Origin of the sequence: Streptomyces curacoi (assembly GCF_001513975.1) — a bacterium.
In the GTDB taxonomy this organism is placed as follows: Bacteria; Actinomycetota; Actinomycetes; order Streptomycetales; family Streptomycetaceae; genus Streptomyces; species Streptomyces curacoi.
In genome coordinates, this window is record NZ_KQ947989.1 from 391,544 (window position 1) to 410,813 (window position 19,270).

Here is a 19,270-nt window from a genome sequence, read left to right on the forward strand (position 1 = left end):
ATACCGGGCCCTCACACTCGGCGGAAGGCACGCCCCTGCACCACCCGGCCGTAGAAGTTGAACCAGGTCCGTGCCTCCTGATCGTCGGGGAAGGGGAACTCCGCCCCCAGTTGGCGGGCGACGCTCAGCCCTGAGACGAGCGCCAGTTCCTGGCTGTTGACCAATGTGTGTGCTCCGCAGTACCACGTGCGCCGTCTGCCCTGGAGGCGGGGGAACAGGGGCATGAGGGCATTCATGTGCCGCACGTCGTAGGCCACATGCTGGAACCACTCCCGGGCCACCACGGTGTCCGGGTCGACGGGGCGCTCCGGGTTGTAGGTGACCAGACAGTGACGGCCTGCCTCCCGGATCCAGGGCTGCTGGTTGTGCATCAGGTAGGTGATCTCGTAGTTGTCCGGGCGGGTCCCGTACTGGCGGATGAAGTTGGAGCGGGTCGCCAGCATCTCGTCGGCGGCGTCGGCCGGGAGCACGGATGTATCGCCGTGCACCACCGCGTGGTTGTGCAGCTCGCTGTTGTAGCGGACCCTGCCCAGCAGCGCCCGTTCCCAGGCCGAGGGACGGTCCAGCGCCAGAAGCGACTGGTTGGCGTTGCAGGCCATCACGACCGTGTCGAACCGCTCCTCGCAGCCGGCGGCGTCGCGGATCGTCACGCCGTGTTCGTCGCGCAGTACCGCGGTCACCGGTCTGTCCAGGTGCACCCGGTCCTGGAAGCCGGCGGTCATCTTCCGGTAGATCTCGCGCGTGCCTCCCTGCCAGGTCATCATCGGCGTGGACGCCTCGATGTCGAAGAAGTCGAAGTAGCGGCAGAACAGTGCGGCGGGCATCTCGAAGATGTCGGTGGCCAGTACGAAGTTGACGCTGATCGGCTTGAGGATCGCGTAGCGGAATCCGGTGGAGATGCCCCACCAGTCGAGCACCCGGCGCACGCTGACGTACTGGAAGGGATTGGCCGCGGTGGCCGCTCGGGACGGACGCTTGCTGAGGGTGTTCCAGGCCCTGAGCACCCGCAGCATGCGCAGGAAGGCATCGAGATCCCGGCGGTAGCGGCGCTTCAGGGTGCTGTCCGTGTCGTGTGCGTACTCGCTGCCCTGGTACTCCACGGCGTAGGAGAAACGGGTGGGCACGGCCTCGATGCCGCACCATCGCAGCAGCGCGGCGAAGTTGTGATACACGGCCGGGATGAAGGAGGTCACGGCCATGTCGACCGGCAGATGTGACCCGTCCTCCATCGGCAGGTCGACGGTGCAGCCGTTGCCTCCCAGGCGCCCCTTGGCCTCGAACACGTGCACAGTGAACTTCTCGGGGTGCCGGTCCAGTGCCCAGGCCGCGCCGAGCCCGGCCATTCCGGCACCGACCACGCACACCCGCAGCGGTTTCGTCACTGTTCCGTCTGCCTTTCTCGTGCAAGGACGATGTGTCGGCGCGTCGCCGTTCCGGTCATGCGTTTCGTGGCGGGTGTGGGAAGGGCTCCTTCAGTTGTCGCGCAGCGGGCTTCCTTCGTCTGCCGGTACGAGCGGACGCAGACCAGGTCGGCAGCGGCACATGCGGGCACTGCGGGGCGCTGCGGCACCGAGCGGGACCAGCTTGCCGTCGGCCTTGCCCGCCGGGCGGACGGTGTCTATGACGCCTCCCGGGCGTCGAGCCAACGCCCCAGCGCCCAGAGCGGGAAGTACCGGGCGTAGAGCCGGTAGTCGAGCAGGCCCGTGCCGAAGAACACGCCGTTCACCGACGTCTGCTCCCATGTGCCGTCTGGACGCTGGGCTCGGCACAGCCAGTCCACGCCACGGACCACGACCGGGTCCTTCGGACCGCCGGTGTCCAGCAGCGCGAGCAGGGACCAGGCGGTCGACACCGGCTGGCTGCGTACGTGCTCGGCGTACCGGTTCTCGGTGCAGCCGCGATGGTGTTCGCCCCAGCCGCCGTCGGCCCGCTGCACGGCGCGCAGCCAGCCGGCGGCCCGCCGCAGCCGGGGATGATCGGCGGGCAGTCCCGCGGCGCGCAGCCCCCGGACGGCGAACCAGGTGCCGTAGATCCTGTTGACGCCCCAGGCGGCGGGCCACGAGCCGTCCGCCTCCTGACGGCGCAGCAGAAACGCGACAGCGCGCCGGCAGGAACGGTCCACGGCGGACGAGAGCGGGCCCAGGGCATGCGCGGGCAGCGCGGCGAAGGCAGTCAGTGCGGAGGCGGTGCACTCCACATAGGAGCCCTCGACCATGCAGTCCGAGAACATTTCCGAGGGGTTGAGCGCCTCCAGCCACCGGCCGCCGCGCCGGCGCTCGTAGGTGCCGAATCCCCCGTCACGGTTCTGCCGCTCCAGCAGGAAGCGCACCGCATGGCGCAGGTTCTCGTCCGGCAGGCCCCCGGCCCCGGGCACGGCCCGGGCGGCATGGGCCAGCGCGGCGAGGGCCTCTGCCGTGCAGTCGCTGACCGGCCAGCGGTGCCCGCCCTCGGAGAAGCACCAGCCGCCGAGGGCGGGCGAGCGCGCCGTGACCGTCGGCTGGGGGATCTCCTCGGTGACCTGCGCGCCGCGCAGGAAGGCGGCTGCCCGGCGCACCGCGTCGGCGACGGCCGGTTCCGGCTCGTGCCCGGCCTGGCCGGCGAGGAGCGCTTCCACCGCGAATCCTGTGTCCCAGGTCTGGGAACGGGCCCCCGCGTAGCGGGTGCCCTCCGCCTCGTCGGTCCAGCGCCAGTACGCCTGGGCGGCCAGTGCCCGGGCGACGGCTGCGGATCCCGGCCGCGCCGCATGCAGCACCAGCACGTTGAGCAGCGCGTTGACGGGCGAGAGCCCCAGTTCGCCGGTCACCAGCTGTTCGTGCTCCACTCGCCGCAGGCATCGGTTGAGGGCGCGTCGGCGCAGCAGCGGAGCGGGCCGCAGCTCGTAGCCGGAGAGCATCGCGTTGACCGCGTGCAGCAGGGGTCCTGCCGGACGGTGGATGTCCGTGCCGGCGCAACGCCGCTCGCGCGGCAGCGTGTCCGAGCCGAACAGTTCGTGCCGCAGCTGGGCACCCAGCGGGCCCAGGTCGGCCTGGAAACGGGCGCCGTAGAGGTAGGCCATGGCCTGGTAGACGGAACGGGTGTGGCAGTAGAACCGGTTCGGATGCACCGGCACCCAGCGCGGCAGCAGGAACATCTCGGGCGGAACGGGATTCACGCCCCGGTAGTCGTACAGTCCGGCCAGCGCCAGCCAGAACTTGCCCCAGGTCGGCACCGCGCGGGGGCCGCCGGGCAGGGTACGCATCCACTCGGCGGCGCCGCGGCACAGCGGGTCGTCGGCGGGTACGCCCAGCAGACGCAACGCGACACTCGCGAGCACCGTGCAGTAGAGGGAGGGATGTGACGACTCCGAGTGCGGGCCCCAGCCGCCCTTGCCGGTCACCGTGGCGCGGTAGTGCCGGATCATCGCCTCGCGTTCGTGCTGCCGCGGCGGATTGCCGGTGACGGCGCAGACGATGACGTACTGGGAGAGGATCATGGTGTTCCACACCATTTCGCCCTCCCAGCAGCCGTCCGGCCGCTGTTCGGAGACCAGCCGGTCAGCCGCGCGGCGGTACGCCGTCCGGGGCGAGAGGGCCGGCGGGCGCGGGGGGTGCGGAAGATCCTCCGGCGCCACTGGATCTCCGACGGACACTGGTGGCTTTCTCTCGCTCAAGGTACTGCTCCCACTTGCGGATGGTGAGGTCCTGGAAGAGGTGCACGGCGGGGTTCAGCTCGACAAGGGGAGAGGCGAAGTTCCGTTCGTAGCCTTCTTGTTCCGCTTCCACCGCGGTGCCGTCCTGGCGCAGCAGCGGGCGGACGGCGAGAACTGCGGCGGCTTTCATCAGCGGCCCCATCAGCGGCCGGGGCACGCGCGCCCGGGTGCCGGGGATCTTCAGCGCGTCGAAGTAGAAGAGGAAGAAGACCCGCGTGGTCGTCCGGTCCATGGGCAGCACGAAACACCAGTGCTTGATGGCGCCTCCGGTGTCCGACCGCTGGTAGGGATACTCGTACGCGAGGTCGATGCTCGTGGTGTCCACCCGACGCCGGTCCACGAAACGCCCGGTCAGACGCCCGCCGCCGATCACCGTGTCGTAACTGAGCCGTACGGTGTCCCCCACTGTCTCGCAGTGCGTCAACCGGGCGTCCCAGAAGGGTCGGTACTTGCGGTGCAGATAGGCGTGGGTGAAGTCGCTGACGTTGTCGATGATCATCGAGTGGTGCGCCCGCCAGGTGTAGTCGGCGTCGATCCGCGCCCAGGGCCGCGGTCCGTCCAGCTCCGGAATATCAGGGATGCGCCGTCCCTGCGCCAGCGTCGGGTCACCGGGGAAGAGCCAGATCAGGCCGTGGCGGGCGGTCACCGGATAGCTGCGCACCTTGACCTCGGGCTGGGCACGCCCGAACAGGTCGTGGGCGTAGTGCACGACTCTGCCGGTGCCGTCGTAGCTCCAGCCGTGATACATGCACGTCAGGTGGCAGCCCTCGACCTGCCCGCGGCTCAGGGCGAGTTGGCGGTGCGCGCAGCGGTCCTCCAGCGCCCGCAGCGTGCCGTCCTCGCCCCGGTACAGGGCGATGTCGCGTCCCCAGAAACGGGTCCCGACCACCTGACCGGGCGTCACCGCGTGCTCGTACTCGACGGCGTACCAGTAGTCGGGGTCCAGGCCCGCGGCACGGGCCTTCTGCCGCTTGTTGCGGGCATCGGCGAAGTCCGGGGGGCCGGCGGCGGGCCGTCCGGCAGGTGTGGTCGGTCGGTCGGAGCTCAAGAGAAGGCCTCCGCGGTACGGCCGGGGCGGTCCAGGGCGGGACATCTGCGGTAACGGATCAGACAGGGGGACCGGGGAGCCGGCACGAACGTCGAGTAGTCGGGCGGGTGCGGCCCCGCGCCCAGCCCCAGCTCGTAGCGGCGCAGCAGCACGCTCCAGATGGCCTTCACCTGCTGATAGGCGAACGCCATGCCCACACACCGGTGCTTCCCGCCGCCGAACCCGATCAGGGCGTAGGGCACCGTGTGCTCCTCCCGGCCGGGCGCGTACCGGCCGGGGTCGTACAGATCGGGGTCGCGGAAGACTTCCGGAAGCCGGTGCGAGACAGCCGGGGAGATCATGACCAGGGTTCCGGCGGGGACCACATGCCGGCCGTACCGGAAGTCCCGCAGTGCCTTGCGGATCAGCACGACCAGCGGCGGGTGCAGGCGCTCGGCCTCCCGGACGCACCACTCCAGGCGTTCCATACGGCGCAACAGCGGCACCGTGAGCGGGCCACCCGCGCCGACGGTCTCCCGTTGCTCCGCGAGGAGTGGGGGCAGATGGCCGGGGTGAGAGAGCAGCAGCACGCCGGTCCAGGCCGCGAGGACGGCACTCGTGTGCTGACCGGCGAAGATCATGCCGATCAGCAGGCCGGTGATGGTCTCATCGGGCAGTGGATCCCCGTCCGGGGTGCGGGCCGAGAGAAGGGTGGCCAGCATGTCCTCGGGCTCCTCGCCGCGCGTGGCGCCGGAGAGCCTTCCCGCGGCACGGCGTTCGGCGATGACCTCGGCGAGCGCGCGGCCGATGGCGGCGCGTGCCCGGTCCCGGCGCCGGAACGCGGGCAGCGGCAGACCGGGGTTCAGCAGCCCGGCCAGCCGGATCCCGGACTCCAGGTCCCGGTACAGGCCCGGCAGGTCCGGGCCCAGGCGGCGGCTGACCTCGGGGCCGAGCAGACAGCGGGTGGCGATCCTGACGGTCAGTTCGTTCATCGTCGCGACGAGGTCGGCCGTACCGCTCTCGCCCCAGGAACCGAAATACGCCTCCGTCTCGTCTTCCATGACCTGTGCGTGAGCAGCCAGCCGACGCGAGGTGAGAGCAGGCAGCAGATGGCCGATCTGACGGTCCATCTCCTCCGGCTCGGCGTCGTAGGCGACCCCCCGGCCGAAAACCGGCGTCATGAAGCGGTACGCCTCCCGGGGACTGAGCACCGCCTCGTCGGCGCGGAAGACCGCCTCCTGCGCGGCCGGGCCGCACAGGAAGACCACGGGCTGCCCCAGCAGGGTGAAGGCGAAGACGTCACCCGCCCGGCGGCGGGCGCGGCGCAGGAAGTCGACCGGGTTGTGACCGAACGGGAGGGCGTGCCCCACCCAGGGCAGGCGAAAGCCGCCGAGCCGAGGCGGCGCCTCCGGCCGGTCCACCGATGGCCCGCGGACGAGCCCGGTCACCGGGCGCTCGCCGCGACCGACTGCGCGGCGGCCGCCTGCCTGCCGCTTCGGGACGTGACCGCGATCCGCCGCCCCCCGCTGATCAGACGGCGGCGCACGAAACAGTCGTACGCCTGCTCCACGGCCGTGGCGATGCTGGTGGGCCGGTATCCCAGTTCGTCGGCGGCCCGTGAGCAGTCGGCCCGCCGCTGCGAGCGCAGGAACCGCACGGCCGCCGGCGTGAAGCGGCCCGGCCGGTGCGGAGTCAGTACGGCGCGCAGGGGCTGGACCAGTTCCGCGACCCCGGCCATCACCGCACCGGGCACCCGCAGCGACGGCCGGGGCCGACCGCAGACGGCGCTGTAGAGATCCATCATCTCGTCGACCGTCCGGAACTCCGTGGACAGCAGGTACTTGCGCCCGGCCCTGCCGTGCCGCATGGCCAGGACATGCCCCTCCACGACGTCCTGGGCGGAGACGAACTCGAAACCGCCCGGCACATAGGCACGCAACCGGCCCTCGGCGAAGTCGAGCAGCACCCGCCCCATCCGCGACGGCCGGTAGTCGTGCGGCCCGATGATCGCGGTCGAGGCGGCGATCACCACGTCCAGGCCCGAGGCAGCGGCACGCAGGCACTCGTGCTCCACCAAAACCTTGCTCACGGTGTAGGGCGTGTGCCTCGCGAACGGGTAGAACGGCATGTCCTCGGTGCTGGGGCGGCCGAAGGCCGTTTCGCCCGTGGCGCTGAACGACCCGGTGACCACCACCCGAGCGACCTCGTGACGCCTGGCGGCGTCCAACACGTGGCGCGTGCCCAGGACGTTGGTCCGGTAGATGTCCCGCTTGCCACCGGAGGTCGTGGAGACCTGCGCGGCACAGTGGTAGACGCGGTCGCAGCCGGCCACCGCCCGGTCGGTCGCGGCCGGGTCGCGCAGGTCGCCGAAGACCCGCTGGACGGCGAGCCCTTCCAGGGCCTCCGGCTGCGTGGAGCGCTCACCGGAGATCAGCACTCTCACCTCCTCACCGTCATCGAGCAGCCTTCGCACGAGATTGGCGCCGAGGTGTCCGCTGCCTCCTGTCACCAGTAGCACGGGCCGTCCCCTTATGATCTTTCAGGCATGAGTGACTAATTAGCTGAAAAGGAATGCGGATGAACATAATGCGCTAGTGGTTCCCTCGTTGCCCTGACGACTCGCCTGCTGCCCGGCTGATCGGACGAGACCGTCCGCCCCGGCCGAAAAAGAGAGGAGACACGGTGGACTCCGCCGATGTCGTCGTCGTGGGCGCGGGACCGGCCGGTTGTGCCTGCGCTCTGTCCTTCGCCCGCCGGGGAGTCCGGGTGCTGCTCCTGGAAGCCCGACGGGCTCCGGTCCACCGCCTGGCCGGAGAGTGGATCCAGCCCGCCGGTGTGGCCGCACTGCGTCTGCTCGGCGTGGACGTGCACCGGGACGGGCCCGGAACGGCCAAACGCGGTTTCGTCATGCACCCCGGGGACGGCAGTGCACCGATCGCCCTGCCCTTCTCGGCGGGCGAGGCGGTGAGCCTGCCGCACGCCGAGCTGACCGCGCTGCTGCGCCGGGCCGTGGCCGACCACCCCGCCGTCGAGCTGCGCACGGACGTACGCGTCCTGACCGCCGAGGCGTCCGGCCTGGTGCGCACCTCCCGCGGTTCCGTGCACGGGGAACTGGTCGTAGGCGCCGACGGCCGCGCGTCCGTGATCCGCGCCGCGCTCCGCGCCGAGCGGGCGGACCGTACCCCCTTCTCGTACACGGCCGGATTGCTGCTCCCCGACGCCGCCCTGCCGCGCGAGCGGTACGGCCACGTCATGCTCGGTGGTCCGGGCCCCGCACTCGCCTACCGCCTCAACACCGGCACGGTCCGCCTCTGCCTGGACGTGCCACCGGGCCGGCCGTCAGCCCCGGCGCTGCGTTCCTACCTGTGGCACGGCTACGCCGAGGCGCTGCCGGCCTGCCTGCGTACGGCCGTGGCGGAGCAGCTGCGGGCCGGGCGGGTGCAATGGGCAGCCAACCTCTTCCAGCCCCACGCCTTCTACGGCAGCGGTCGCCGCGCCCTGGTAGGCGATGCCGCCGGCTGCGTCCACCCGCTGTCGGCCTCCGGACTCACCTCCGCCTTCCTGGACGGGGAGTGCCTTGCCCGCTCAGCCGACGTGGCCGCCTACGCCAGGGAACGGAGTGCCGCATGCCGGGTTTCCGACCGGCTCGCCGCCTGTCTGCACCGCATTCTCACCGACCGCTCCCCCGCCACCCGGGCGCTGCGGGAGGCCATGTTCACCGTCTGGCGTGAAGACGAGCGGCGAAGGGACCGCATGCTGCGGCTGCTGGCCATGACGGAACTGCGCCGGCACACGTTCGGCACCGCGTTCCTGCACGTGCTGGCCCGCGCGCTGTCCTCGTCCGCACGGAAGGCGGTCATCGACGGCCAGTGGACGGAGGTCGCCCGGGAACTCACCGGATTCGCCGGCTGGCTGCAATGGATCGCCCAGTTGCGGGCGGGGGCCCCGGCGTCCCCGGCCGGTGTGCACCGCGCCCTGGCCCTTCTCGGGCCGTGACACCGTCGTCCTGAGCCTCACCGCGGAACCTGCGGAGGATCGCCCGGTACGCGTACCAGGCCAGGAGCAGATTGCCCAGCAGCCAAGGGAGATTCGGCACATAGAAGATGAAGTAGTTCCACGCCCCCCGCTCGGGCATGTTCTCGTAGCCGCCGACCACCGCGCGCCAGAAGTACAGGACGACCGAGTAGGCGACGTACGAGGAGACCGCCAGCTGGAGCGGGTACCGGTAGGGCCGGTTGCGCAGGACACCGACGGTGATGCCCACCGACAGCACCTGGGTCACCGTCAGATGGATGGTCTCCAGGGCGAACGGGAAGTACACGTCCCCTTCCCCCGCATAGGCGCTGTCCCCCGCTCCGTAGACCTGGAAGAGCCGGGCGAAGACGTCGCGCCGGCCACCGATGTCCTGGAAGTGCAGGACGAAGTACAACTCCAAAGTGAACGCGAGAAGGAAGGAGAACGCCAGGAACCCCAGCGTGATCCTGTCCTCGGGACTGCGACGGCCCATTCGCTGCTCCTCACCCGGTCGGCTCCGGTGGTCTGTGGCAGGAGAACTGGACAAAGAGGCTCAGTACACGAAGGGAACCAGGCGGTATCTGACCTTCCGGCAGTACCGGTCCCACAGTTCGCCGTACTTGGCCCGGCAGCGACGGTCGTCGCGGCGCGCGCGGTGGACGAAGAGCGCCGACAGCCACAGCAGCACCAGATACGGCAGCATCGACGAGGCTCCGCAGAGCGAGGTCCAGGCCGCGTAGACGAGGAACTCGCCGGTGTAGTTGAGCTTGCGCCCGATGCCCCAGAAGCCGGATACCAGCAGCCGCCCCTCCAGGGTTTGCGCCGGACGCCCCCAGATGTGCGTGGCACCGCTCCGCCGGAACCGGTGCTTCTGCGCGTTCGCCCCCCGGAAGACCCAGAAGCCCAGCAGGAAGGCACTTGTCGACAGGAGGGCCTGACCGGCCCCCAGCGGCGCCGACACGTCGATCAGGACGTGTCCCGGCAGGCTGTAGAAGAAGGGGACCAGGACGAGGTCGCCCCACACCAGCATCCAGCCGAAGCGCTCGGACATGACGTCCCAGGTGAAGAGCATGCCTTCCTCGAACTGGAAGAAGTTCGCGATGTAGACGAAGAACATCACCTGGTAGAGGATCATCCGCTGGCTCAAGGACCCCTGCTCCAGCCCCTGGGCTGCCGCACAGGACACGTTGAACAGGAACAGCCCGATGAGGGAGGGGCGGTACGCGAACATCTTCAGATCGACGCCGGCCAGTTTGGGGTTGAGCCGCACCCCCAGGAAGCAGTCCACGGCCGCCGACCGCGCACCGGGTCCGCGGCGCTGCCTCCCGTCCGCCCACAGCCATACGGCGGCGATCAGGCTGAAGACGTTGGCGGCCACGAACAGCGCCTGCCAGTGCCGGACCGGATAGGCCAGGGCCGTCGGCCGGACCAGCGCGGTCACCAGCACCGCCAGCACGCACAGCGAGAAGAGCAGCATCCCGTTGAGCCGGTAACGCTCGCGGCTGCCGTCGGCGAGGGGGGCACCTTCGGCCCACCGGCCAGGCAGGCAGCGTGTACCGAGGAACAGGACCACCATGAACGCCGTGAAGAACACGGCGGCGGTCAGCCCTTCCCCGAGGACGGCAACCACGATCTCGCACCTCGCAGACACCTCGACGCGGTGATCACCTGAGAACGGACGCTCGACGCGCCGGTCGGCCGCATCCGGGGAGACCGGGGCCGGCCGGAACGCCTTCGCGGATCACGCCGGTTTGCGTGCCTCCCAGTAACCGACGAGAAACGCTCCCTCCCGGGCCGCGGCGGACAGCACGCGGATCCCCCGCTGCATGAACCGCAGCAGCGGTGTGACGTCGTCGCTGTCGTCGAGCAGATCGGCCGCCTCGTCGAGCATCAGCCACACGGGTTCCAGGCTGCCCTGCTCCGAGGCGTCGGCGACCCGCACGGGATCCAGCCCGGCGTCGCGCAGATGGCCGGCGAGGGTCTGGGGCGTGGAGAGGTGGGTCAGGCAGTGGTGGCGGCAGATGGGTTCGATGAACCGGGAGGTCTCCTCGTCACCGAGGCCGTCGGCGGCCAGCCAGTCGTACCCGAGATAGACGCCTCCCGGCTTCAGCACCCTGGCGGCCTCACGGTGCACCCGCTCCTTCTCCGGCATGTGGACGATGGAGTCGAAGCTGTAGACGGCGTCGAACGAGCCGTCGGGAAACGGCATGTCCAGCGCGTCGCCCTCGACGAAGTCCGTCTGTGCGGTCAGTCCCTGCTCGGCCGCCCTGGTCCGCGCGCACTCGGACCGCACAGGAGTGAGGTCCAGGCCGGTCACATGGGCGCCGGAATGCGCCGCGATGGTCAGGGCGGGGCCGCCCACCCCGCTGCCGATGTCCAGTGCACGGGTGCCCGGCCGAAGCCCGGCCCGGTCGGCCAGTCGGCACTGCGCGGTCCGCTGCGCCTCCGCGAGGGACTGGCCGTCCGAGAAGGGCGGGAAGTGGTGCGACTCCCCCCAGCCCGAGCGGTACACGTCGTTGACGAGCTCGAAGTAGCTCGTCACCATCTCCACGTAGTTCCGCTCGCGGCTCTCCCGTTCGGAAACGACTTCCTGGATTCTCGCCAATCGGGTCGCTTCACTGCTCAAGGCTGATATTCCTCTCGACTGTGACGCCGTCGACGGGCTGCGCCGCCGAGTAGAACTGGCGTGCCCAACGCCGGTAGAGATTGATCGGTCCGTCTCCTTGCACAAGGGGCGGGTGCGGGATGTAGCTCTTGTGGGCCCAGACGGGCACGTCAAGAGCGAGCTGCGAGGTGAACGCCGGGCGCGCTGCCGCGGTGAGCAGGGCGGCGAGGGAACGGAACCGGCGCGACGTGGGCGGGAACGGCTTGCCACCCGCATCGGGTCGGGCACTGACACGGGCACGCAACCGCACCTGGTGCGGCCCGGTGGCAGTCCTGGTGACGAGACTTCGCAACGTGACGCCGAGCTGAGGAAAGTACGTGTCGACGACGTTCAGGCCCAGGCCCCACAGCCGCGTGGTGATCTCCATTCGCAGGAGCAGGCCGGGAGGAAAACTCTTCACCCCGGCGAGCGCATAGCGTGCCTGGTGCCCGTCGCTGGAGAACGACTCGCCCTCCTGTACGTCTGTCAGGCCGTGGATGTACCGGAAATGCCCGAGGTCGATCCCGTTCTCGACCGTGTCCTGCGGATGGGTGGCAAGAAGACGCGAACACTGCATGACAGACGGGAAGGACTCCATCAACGCCGACGGAACCTCCCACTGCGGAGGCACTCCCCGCGCGCTGTACCAGACGAAGACCAGCCCGTTGGCCTCCGTGGTCTCCCAGGTCCCGAGACGGACTCGCGGAGGCCGCGTTCCGTATCCGGTTGCCACACAGGCGCCGGTCCGGTCGAATGCGAACCCGTGAAAGGGGCAGACCACTCGGTCACCCACCACGCGCCCGCCGTACCCCAGATGCGCGCCCAGATGCGGACAGTACGGTGTCACGGCCTGGGCCACACCGTCGCGTGTCCGGAACAGCACGACGTCCTCGTCCATGAAGCGGGTACGGATCACCTTTCCCGTCCCGAGTTCGCTGCCGAACGCGACCGCGGCCCAGCCGTCGGGATACGGGAGAGGCAGTTCCTTGCTCATGGAAGCCACGCGAGTTGACACCTCCGGTTGCGCACAGCACCAGGGGCAAGCATCACGGAGCCCTTGACCACAACCCCGGCGACACGCTCACCGGCCCCGTCCGGGTGGCCCATGCAGACGCCCGGCGGTCACCGTGGAAGAGCACGCCATCGGCACCGCGCCCTCGGTACCGGTCCGAGCCGGACAGATGCCGCCGCATCAGGCACGATGGCGGCAGGCCGGCGGCGATCTGAGCTTGACGGTCCACCAGCGCCCGGGACAGCGCCGCGTTCCTGGAGCGCCAACGCCCGCGCCGCGGCGACCGGGCCCCGTCCATGGCGGAGCCCGGCAACCGAGCTTAGGGACCCGCCTTCGCTGATTGAACTGCAGCCGACGGCAGACGGGCTGGCGCACCATGTGGCCAGGTCCTTCGGAAGTCTCCACATGCAGGCCGTGGAGGGGCGAGGATGGTCAGCGTGGAGAACATCGGCACGCGGGGGTGAGTGATGGAGGCTGCTGACGTCATCGAAGCGCTGGAGGGGCTGCGGGGGCCCCGGGCTGTCGTGACGGCAGGCCAGGTCAGCGTGTACGTCCCCGCCATCGATGACACTGTGCGTATCGACGTCGCCGAAGTGAGGCGGTACAAGCGCATCTGGGCCCCGAACGGGGACCCCGCCGTGGAGTTCGTGATGGGCGACGAGCGGGAAGTGTGGCCGCTGATCATTACGCCTGACGACGTGGTCTGTCGCCCGGTGGACACGGGCGCCGTCCTCGACTCCTCCATTGAGTTCCGGATCGCCAATGCCCCACACATCGTCGCCTACACCGAGATGGAGCGCGCGGCCGAACAGGCGGCCTTGGCCTGCGAGCAGCCGGAGCCGATCGAGCTCGACGGCGCAGGAGCCACTCTGTTGCTCGTGCGGTGCTCCATCGTCGCGGCCACGCTGGCCGGGCTGCGGCCGGTGCGCAGCGTGGCGTGGTGGCAGCGTGCCTGGGCCGCCCTCGGCGCAGACGTGCCGCTGCCGCCGTTCCGGGCGGACCCGGTGTGGGACGAGCTGATGCACGAGGCGTCTCGACTCACGCTGACAGCCTCTGCCCGGGGAGAAGGCGACGGTCCCTCGGCCGCCGCCGGTGTGGCCGTCTCCGACTTCCGTCGGCTGGCGCCGAGGCTGACCGCTGTGGCGCTGGACGAGGAGTTCGTGTCGTGCTGGCGGGCCTCGATGCCGCTCACGCCGACACGGTTCGTCGAGACGCTGCTGAACGGCCTGGACGCGGCGCGGGCCGATGTGGCTCTGTACCCGGGCGGGGGCGGAAGCGTCGACGTCATGCTGGGTGAGGGCGACGCACAGGCGCTGCTGGAGTTGAGCTGGTCCGACAAGGCCGCGCTGCACGTCGACGAGGTGCGGATCGCGGACGCCTTGGCGCACACCGGCTTGTTCCAACGGATGATGTTCAACACCGAGCGCCTCGCGGCCATGCTGGGCTTCGCGCAGGTGACGATCCTGGCCAGCGGGGCCGGTACCTACGCCTTCGCGGCGATGGGCTATCCGAGGGATCCTGAGCTGTACCAGGCGATGCGGTATCGCCGCGACCAGGCCAGTGTCGTTCGGATGAGTCCGACTCGGAAAGACGGTTGACGCGGCCGGGCCTCCCTCACGGCAGGAGTGTGCGCCGGAGCCTGGCCATGGCCTCGGGCCCGACCGCTGTCTCGGTCGCGCCACGCAGCGTCGAGCAGTACTCCTTCGCACGCGCCAGGTCAGCCCGCGCGGACGCGATCTCCGCGCGCACCCGGTCCTGGACGCCCTGGGCAGCGAGGCGAATGTCGCGCACCTCCCGCGAGCGGGTGTTACGGATGCTGTCGGCGACGGCAACCACGTACGTGGTGCGCTGCACGTCCAGCCCATCGGGGCCGGCGCTCGCCCGGCCGGTCTCGATGAGACGTGCCAGGTCGCCCGCGGGCAGGAAAAACAGGGTGGTCGTGGAGAACTCGCTCAGCGCTGCCTGACGGCCCCACCGTGTGAGCAGGCCGGACTTCTGGTCGACGAGAGGCGCCAGGTCCAGGTAGAGCTGTGCGTCGATGGTGGCCATCAGCCCCTTGGACTCGTCCAGGAGAGACCGCAGACCGGCTACCTCACGCGCTTGCTGGTCCAGGGTCCCAGCGAACTCCGCCGAGGTCTCCGGTGTCCCCTCGCCATCAAGGAGCTTCGCGGCCAGCACCAGCAGCTGCTCGCCGCGAAGGCACAGATCCTGCAGCGCCACCACCACGCGCATCAAGTGCCGGGCGACAGCCGCATCCCGGCCGAGCTGCCTGCCGTCGAGCAACCTCCCCCAGTGCGAGGACAGGATCTCCGCCAGTGTCGAAATCAACCCGAACATTTCCGCCCCTCCCCTGTGGCAGTTGAGTTTAGTGAGCGTGCCGCCCCGATCGCTCCGTACGAGGTTCCGCACAAAGGTCCCCTCGCGGCGAGACCCGTCAGGCTCCCGCACAGGCGGGGCCGTATCCGCTACAACTCCCTGCCCGGCCCGCTGTAACACGGCGTATCGGCCCACAATTGGCCCTTGGAGCCGCGCGCTGCCTCCTCAAGCTCCGCGGTCCGGGCGGGATCGGAGATGCCGCCGGTGCGGTGGATTCTCTTGTCGGCTCCATGTTGGCCTCCCTCTCAGGGCCCCGCGTGTACCTGGCAAGCCCACAGGCTGGGCGTCTGGGGATAGGTGTCGCGCAGGGTGCGTACGGCGCGGTGCAGGGCCTCGGCCGTGCGGGCGACGTCGAGGGTGCCGTCGCCCCTGTTCAGGGTGTCGTACACGCTGAGCGCCACCTCCCTTCCGATCATGTCGTCGACGTGCCACAGGGAGCCGACGACATGGGGAAAGCCCGCCATCTGGAAGGCGCTGACGATGTGGACGGCCTCGTCGGCGAGCTCGGGGCTGGTGAGCAGGGTGTCGCAGGAGGACAGGTAGGCGAGCCGGACCGATGGCAGCCGCAGCCGGGCCAACTCGCGGACGGTCAGCGGGCGTTCGGTGTGGTCGTGCAGGACGAGCCGGCTGCCCGAGGCGCGTTCCAGGTCGCCCAGGGCGTGGCAGGCGAAGTGGGCGTAGGCGTGCCGGTGCAGGGCCGACACGACCGCGGAGTGGGTGGCGGCGGCGTCCGCCAGCAGCTCCGCCCCGGGGAGCAGACGGGCCAGATGGTCGGCCTCGCCGCGGGCGCCCGGGAGCGCGGCCTGTCCGGCGGCCTCGGCGACGCTGACGACGAGAGTTCCGCCGCCCGCCGGGCGGGCGGCGCGCAGGCGGGCGTGGTGCAGGGCCCGCAGGGTCGGCGTGTACGAGGAGACCACCCGGTCCAGCGCGCCGGGAGAGGCGTCCGCGGGGGCCGCCGCGTGCAGGGGCAGCGTGCCCAGGAGGCCGCCGGGCGACCACCACACCCGGGTCGCCCCGGGCAGCCGGTCCAGGACCGGGCCGGTGACCGCCCGCCACAGCCAGGCGAGGGTCTCCCGTACGTCCTGCTGCGCGCGCTGGGACTGCTTGCGCGAGGTCTCCGGTGCGTCGATGCGCACCAGCGCGTCCTGGAAGGTCCGTCGGCGCGTCGCCGTCGTTTTGGGGTCGAGGTCCGGGAGCGGTACGGCGTCGATGGCGTGCTCGGTGACGACCAGGGCGTGGCTGCCGTACGGGGAGACGTTGACGAGGACCACCGGGCCCGCGGCTGCCGTGGCGCGCAGTTCGCCCTCGTCCCAGTCCCGCACCGGCCGCAGCAGGCCCAGTTCGGGATGCTCGGCGCGGATCCGGGCGGTGAGGTCCCGCCACTCTGCGGCCAGCCGCTGCCGCACATCGGCGCGGGCGTCGGCGGGGCCGGACGGTTCCTCCGGCAGGGGCCCCAGGTTGTCGGTCGCCGTGTCGAGGACGTCCCGGAGTTCCTCGAAGCGGTCGGCGAGGCCGGGGGCGGTCTCCCGGAGCCGGGTCAGATCGCTGTCGGCGTCGAAGGCGTGGGAGAGGATCACGCCCCTCGCCTGTTCGAGCAGCCCGACCGCGAGCCCGGGCCGGCCGCAGCGCACCGCGCACGCGGCGGCAGCGGCGCCCAGCCCGACGGTACGGCTCAGCAGGAACTCCTGGTCGTCACGGACGAGATGGCGGGGCGCGACGGAGTGCAGCAGGTCGACCGCCACGACATAGCCGTCCAGGGCGCCGGCCCAGTCGCCCAGCTCCGCCCGGACGTCACCCCAGTCGCGTGCGGCGTCCAGGCGCAGGGCGGGCGCGCACTGCTGCTCCAGGGCCGCTTCCCGGAACCGCTCGGCCGCTTCGACCAGATCGGCCTGACGGCGACGGCGGCGGAACCCCACACCGCGCAGGGCCCTGCCCAGGTTCGCCAGGCGCTGGGTGCGTGTGGGGTGGCCGGGCGGGGTGGCCTCGACCGCCCGGCGGTACAGCGCGACCACCTCGTCCTGGGCGGCCGACGAAAGCAGGGTGCGGGGGCTCAGGAGCCGTGCGTTGGCGGCCACAGTAAGGGCGCTGGGCAGGTCGGGGGAGTCCGGGGGCAGTGCCGCGATCACCGAGTCGGCTAGCTCGCGTGCCTCGCGTGCTTCGTCGATCCGCAGCGTCTTCGAGATGCGGAGCAGCAGGGCGACGGCGAGGTTGTGGCGGCGCCGGGGCAGCATCGGGTCGCCCTCCGGGGTGAGGGAGAGCGCCTGCCTCAGGAGCCGTACCGCCTCGTCGAGCCGGGCGACGGGGTCGGGGGCACGCTCGAAGCCCGCCATGAGACTGAGCCCGGTCGAGCTCGCCAGCGCCGCCGCGTGCGCGGGGCCCATGCCGGGCAGTTCGGCGGCCCGGCGCCTGCACGCCTCGGCCTCCCGCAGGTCGTCACCGTCCTCGATCAGCCGGTGCCGCAGACTCAACGCGGCACCGAGGTTGAGCAGCCGCAGCCCGAGCGACCCGTGCCCCTCCCGGGTGAGGGCCACCGACTCCCGATGGGCCAGTACGGCCTCGTTCAACTCCTCCGGCTTTCCCGAGCGTTGGAAGCAGGCGATCAGTACCAGGCCGAGGTCGTCGAGCGCCGCGGGACGGTCCGGGTGGTCCGGTGCCATGAGCTTCTCGGCGCGGCGCAGTTGGCGCAGCGCCTCGTCCAGATCCGCCCCGTTCGCCTTCGGGTCGCGCAGGTAGCGGTTGTACAGGGCCATCGCGGGGGCGATGAGCGGCAGTTGTGGGCCGTCCGCCGCCTCCGCGGATGCCATGGAGAGGTCGGTGAAGCTCAGCGCCGCGTCCAGATCGGCCTGGGAGCCGGTCGCGACGGAGCGGGCGCGCAGGGCGTTGCCCAGAGCGTTGCGCAGGGCGGCGGTCTCTCCCGGATTCCCTGCCGCCCGCAGCGCCTCGGTGAACACGGCGATCGCCTCGTCCAGATCCGCCCCCCGGCCGGTGTGGTGCGCCCTGAGAACGAGTGCCATACCCAGGTCGTGCCCCGCCGCCGCGGGTCCCTTCAGGTGGCCGTCGACGGCCCGGCGGCACACGTCCACCACCTCGTCGCACTGCTCGGGCGTCGCGCCCTCCACCTGCCGCAGCAGCACCAGCGCCTGCCCCAGGGCGCCGTAGCCGTGGGGCAGATGCGGGTGGCCGGGCGGCAGTTGGGCCAGTACGTCCCGCGCGATGCCCACCGCCTCGTGGAGGTCCTCGGCGTCGTGCGACTCCAGGTAGCGGTCCAGGAGCCGGCGGCCCAGGCCGTCGAGGACGAGGACCCGTTCGGGAGAGTCGGCCGGGATGCGCCTGAGGGCCCCGCGGACGAACCGGACCGGATCCGCGTCCGCCAGGTCCCCGAACGGCCACGTCGTCCCTGCAAGGGCCACGATGTCGGTCACCCCTCTGAGCCGTCCCGGGAACCAGGGGTCGTACTCCGGCGTCGCGAGTACGGCGAGACTGGCGAGCCCGATCGCGGTGGCGAGCTGAGCATCGCGCGAGGGCGACATGGCGGCCAGCAGTACGGCCATCTCGTGGAGCCGGCGGACGGCCTCGGAGGCGTCCGGCGGCGGGTTGTGCTGCCGCCCCTCCGCCACGATCTCGAACGCGGCGACCTGGGCCGCCCACTCGTGGGGGCCGTCCGCGTTCGCCGGGTCGGGGTGGATGGCGGGATCGTTGGACGCGTAGCCCGCCGCCAGCTCCGGTGGCACCAGCCCCGGATCGGAGACCCACACCGGGTAGAGCAGGGTCCCGGCCATGCACCCGTGTACGGCGCCACGGTGCCCGGGGTCGGCCATCGCACGGGCGACGCAGAGCCAGCCGGCCGCGTGCCGGGCCGCCATGTCGGTCCTCGTGTCGCAGGTCCGCAGCAGTCCCCTCAGTTCGGCATCCGCGGCGGGGCCGAACACCACGTCCGCGTCCACCCGCCCGTCCGCCGTCCCGGCCGCCCGGTCGAGACGCACGCGAACCGCCTGAAGAAACCAGTCCCGGTCGTACCTCACGCCGTCACTCCCCCCAGCCGTCGCTTCCGACAGCATGTCAACTCATGCTCAACTCCGCTCGATCTCCGGCACACTTGGACCATGACCGCGTCTGCCGACTTCCCCCAAGCCGACCATCGGGCCGCAGCGGCGTTGTGCGTCCTGCTCGGCTCGCCCGATGACCTGGAGGACGCCGACGTCCGGGACCAGGCCGAGCGGGCAAGGGACTTGCTGCGGTCCGGCGCGGGCGCCGACGAACTCACCGCCTGCTACCGCGCCCTGGACACGGCGCTGCGCCGAGCGGGAGACGCACGGGGCCTGGTCAACGAGTCCCGGAGCGCGAGGGTCCCCGGCATCTCGCACGACATCAAGGTGGCCGTATGTCCCGGACCGGCCCAGTGCACCCGGGTCGAACGAGCCCGCGACCTGCTCCCCGCCCCGCCCTGCGCCGTGAACGGCACCCGCATGCGCAAGCGCCGTCTGGGCCCCGGCCAGTGACCCCGCCGGT

The 19,270-nt window shown here is 71.1% G+C and carries 14 protein-coding genes; 3 read left to right on the forward strand and 11 right to left on the reverse strand.

The features are described from left to right. Positions 1-11 precede the first annotated feature (11 nt). The 5 genes from AQI70_RS21925 to AQI70_RS21945 form a co-directional block, all read right to left on the reverse strand. Positions 12-1,382, reverse strand: coding sequence for an FAD-dependent oxidoreductase (locus AQI70_RS21925; RefSeq protein WP_062152678.1), 1,371 nt, complete (start codon positions 1,380-1,382; stop codon positions 12-14). Positions 1,383-1,618: 236 nt separating this feature from the next. Then, positions 1,619-3,628: a prenyltransferase/squalene oxidase repeat-containing protein gene (locus AQI70_RS21930; protein WP_341845961.1), complete on the reverse strand. Its 2,010-nt coding sequence runs from the start codon at positions 3,626-3,628 to the stop codon at positions 1,619-1,621. Then, on the reverse strand, positions 3,534-4,736 hold the full coding sequence (locus AQI70_RS21935) for a Rieske 2Fe-2S domain-containing protein (RefSeq protein WP_063801609.1): 1,203 nt from the start codon (positions 4,734-4,736) through the stop codon (positions 3,534-3,536). The genes AQI70_RS21930 and AQI70_RS21935 overlap by 95 nt, the downstream gene beginning before the upstream one ends. After that, a complete protein-coding gene (locus tag AQI70_RS21940) occupies positions 4,733-6,163 on the reverse strand; it encodes a cytochrome P450 (protein WP_062152682.1) in 1,431 nt (476 codons plus the stop codon). Before AQI70_RS21940 ends, AQI70_RS21935 begins: the two co-directional genes overlap by 4 nt. Next, a complete protein-coding gene (locus AQI70_RS21945) occupies positions 6,160-7,233 on the reverse strand; it encodes an NAD-dependent epimerase/dehydratase family protein (RefSeq protein ID WP_159042695.1) in 1,074 nt (357 codons plus the stop codon). The genes AQI70_RS21940 and AQI70_RS21945 overlap by 4 nt, the downstream gene beginning before the upstream one ends. A 164-nt stretch (positions 7,234-7,397) precedes the next feature. Between AQI70_RS21945 and AQI70_RS21950 the strand changes: the two genes are divergently transcribed. Continuing rightward, positions 7,398-8,711, forward strand: coding sequence for an FAD-dependent oxidoreductase (locus tag AQI70_RS21950; protein WP_062152686.1), 1,314 nt, complete (start codon positions 7,398-7,400; stop codon positions 8,709-8,711). On the opposite strand, the gene AQI70_RS21955 is transcribed toward AQI70_RS21950, so the two are convergent. The 4 genes from AQI70_RS21955 to AQI70_RS21970 all read right to left on the reverse strand — a co-directional run bounded on the left by AQI70_RS21955 (position 8,608) and on the right by AQI70_RS21970 (position 12,367). After that, positions 8,608-9,222 (reverse strand): EXPERA domain-containing protein, encoded by a 615-nt coding sequence (locus AQI70_RS21955; RefSeq protein ID WP_062152688.1) that lies wholly within the window; start codon positions 9,220-9,222, stop codon positions 8,608-8,610. The two genes, AQI70_RS21950 and AQI70_RS21955, sit on opposite strands and share 104 nt — an antisense overlap. 60 nt (positions 9,223-9,282) lie before the next feature. After that, positions 9,283-10,359 (reverse strand): phosphatidylethanolamine N-methyltransferase family domain-containing protein, encoded by a 1,077-nt coding sequence (locus AQI70_RS21960; RefSeq protein ID WP_062152689.1) that lies wholly within the window; start codon positions 10,357-10,359, stop codon positions 9,283-9,285. A 111-nt stretch (positions 10,360-10,470) separates the two neighbouring features. Further along, the gene (locus AQI70_RS21965; protein ID WP_159042696.1) at positions 10,471-11,355 is read right to left on the reverse strand and encodes an SAM-dependent methyltransferase; all 885 of its coding nucleotides are present in this window, start codon (positions 11,353-11,355) and stop codon (positions 10,471-10,473) included. Further along, positions 11,345-12,367 carry a Rieske 2Fe-2S domain-containing protein gene (locus AQI70_RS21970; protein ID WP_062152694.1) on the reverse strand — a complete coding sequence of 341 codons (1,023 nt, stop codon included), beginning with the start codon at positions 12,365-12,367 and terminating at the stop codon, positions 11,345-11,347. Before AQI70_RS21970 ends, AQI70_RS21965 begins: the two co-directional genes overlap by 11 nt. Positions 12,368-12,852: 485 nt before the next feature. Here AQI70_RS21970 and AQI70_RS21975 point away from each other — a divergent pair, with 485 nt between their 5' ends. Next, a complete protein-coding gene (locus tag AQI70_RS21975) occupies positions 12,853-13,983 on the forward strand; it encodes a hypothetical protein (RefSeq protein WP_062152696.1) in 1,131 nt (376 codons plus the stop codon). Between the two features lie 16 nt (positions 13,984-13,999). Here the strand turns inward: AQI70_RS21975 and AQI70_RS21980 are convergent, their stop codons facing one another. Continuing rightward, the gene (locus AQI70_RS21980) at positions 14,000-14,722 is read right to left on the reverse strand and encodes a hypothetical protein (RefSeq protein ID WP_062152698.1); all 723 of its coding nucleotides are present in this window, start codon (positions 14,720-14,722) and stop codon (positions 14,000-14,002) included. Between the two features lie 284 nt (positions 14,723-15,006). After that, positions 15,007-18,744: a CHAT domain-containing tetratricopeptide repeat protein gene (locus AQI70_RS21985; RefSeq protein ID WP_079051417.1), complete on the reverse strand. Its 3,738-nt coding sequence runs from the start codon at positions 18,742-18,744 to the stop codon at positions 15,007-15,009. Positions 18,745-18,864: 120 nt separating this feature from the next. Between AQI70_RS21985 and AQI70_RS21990 the strand changes: the two genes are divergently transcribed. Then, on the forward strand, positions 18,865-19,260 hold the full coding sequence (locus AQI70_RS21990; RefSeq protein WP_062152703.1) for a hypothetical protein: 396 nt from the start codon (positions 18,865-18,867) through the stop codon (positions 19,258-19,260). Positions 19,261-19,270 lie beyond the last annotated feature (10 nt).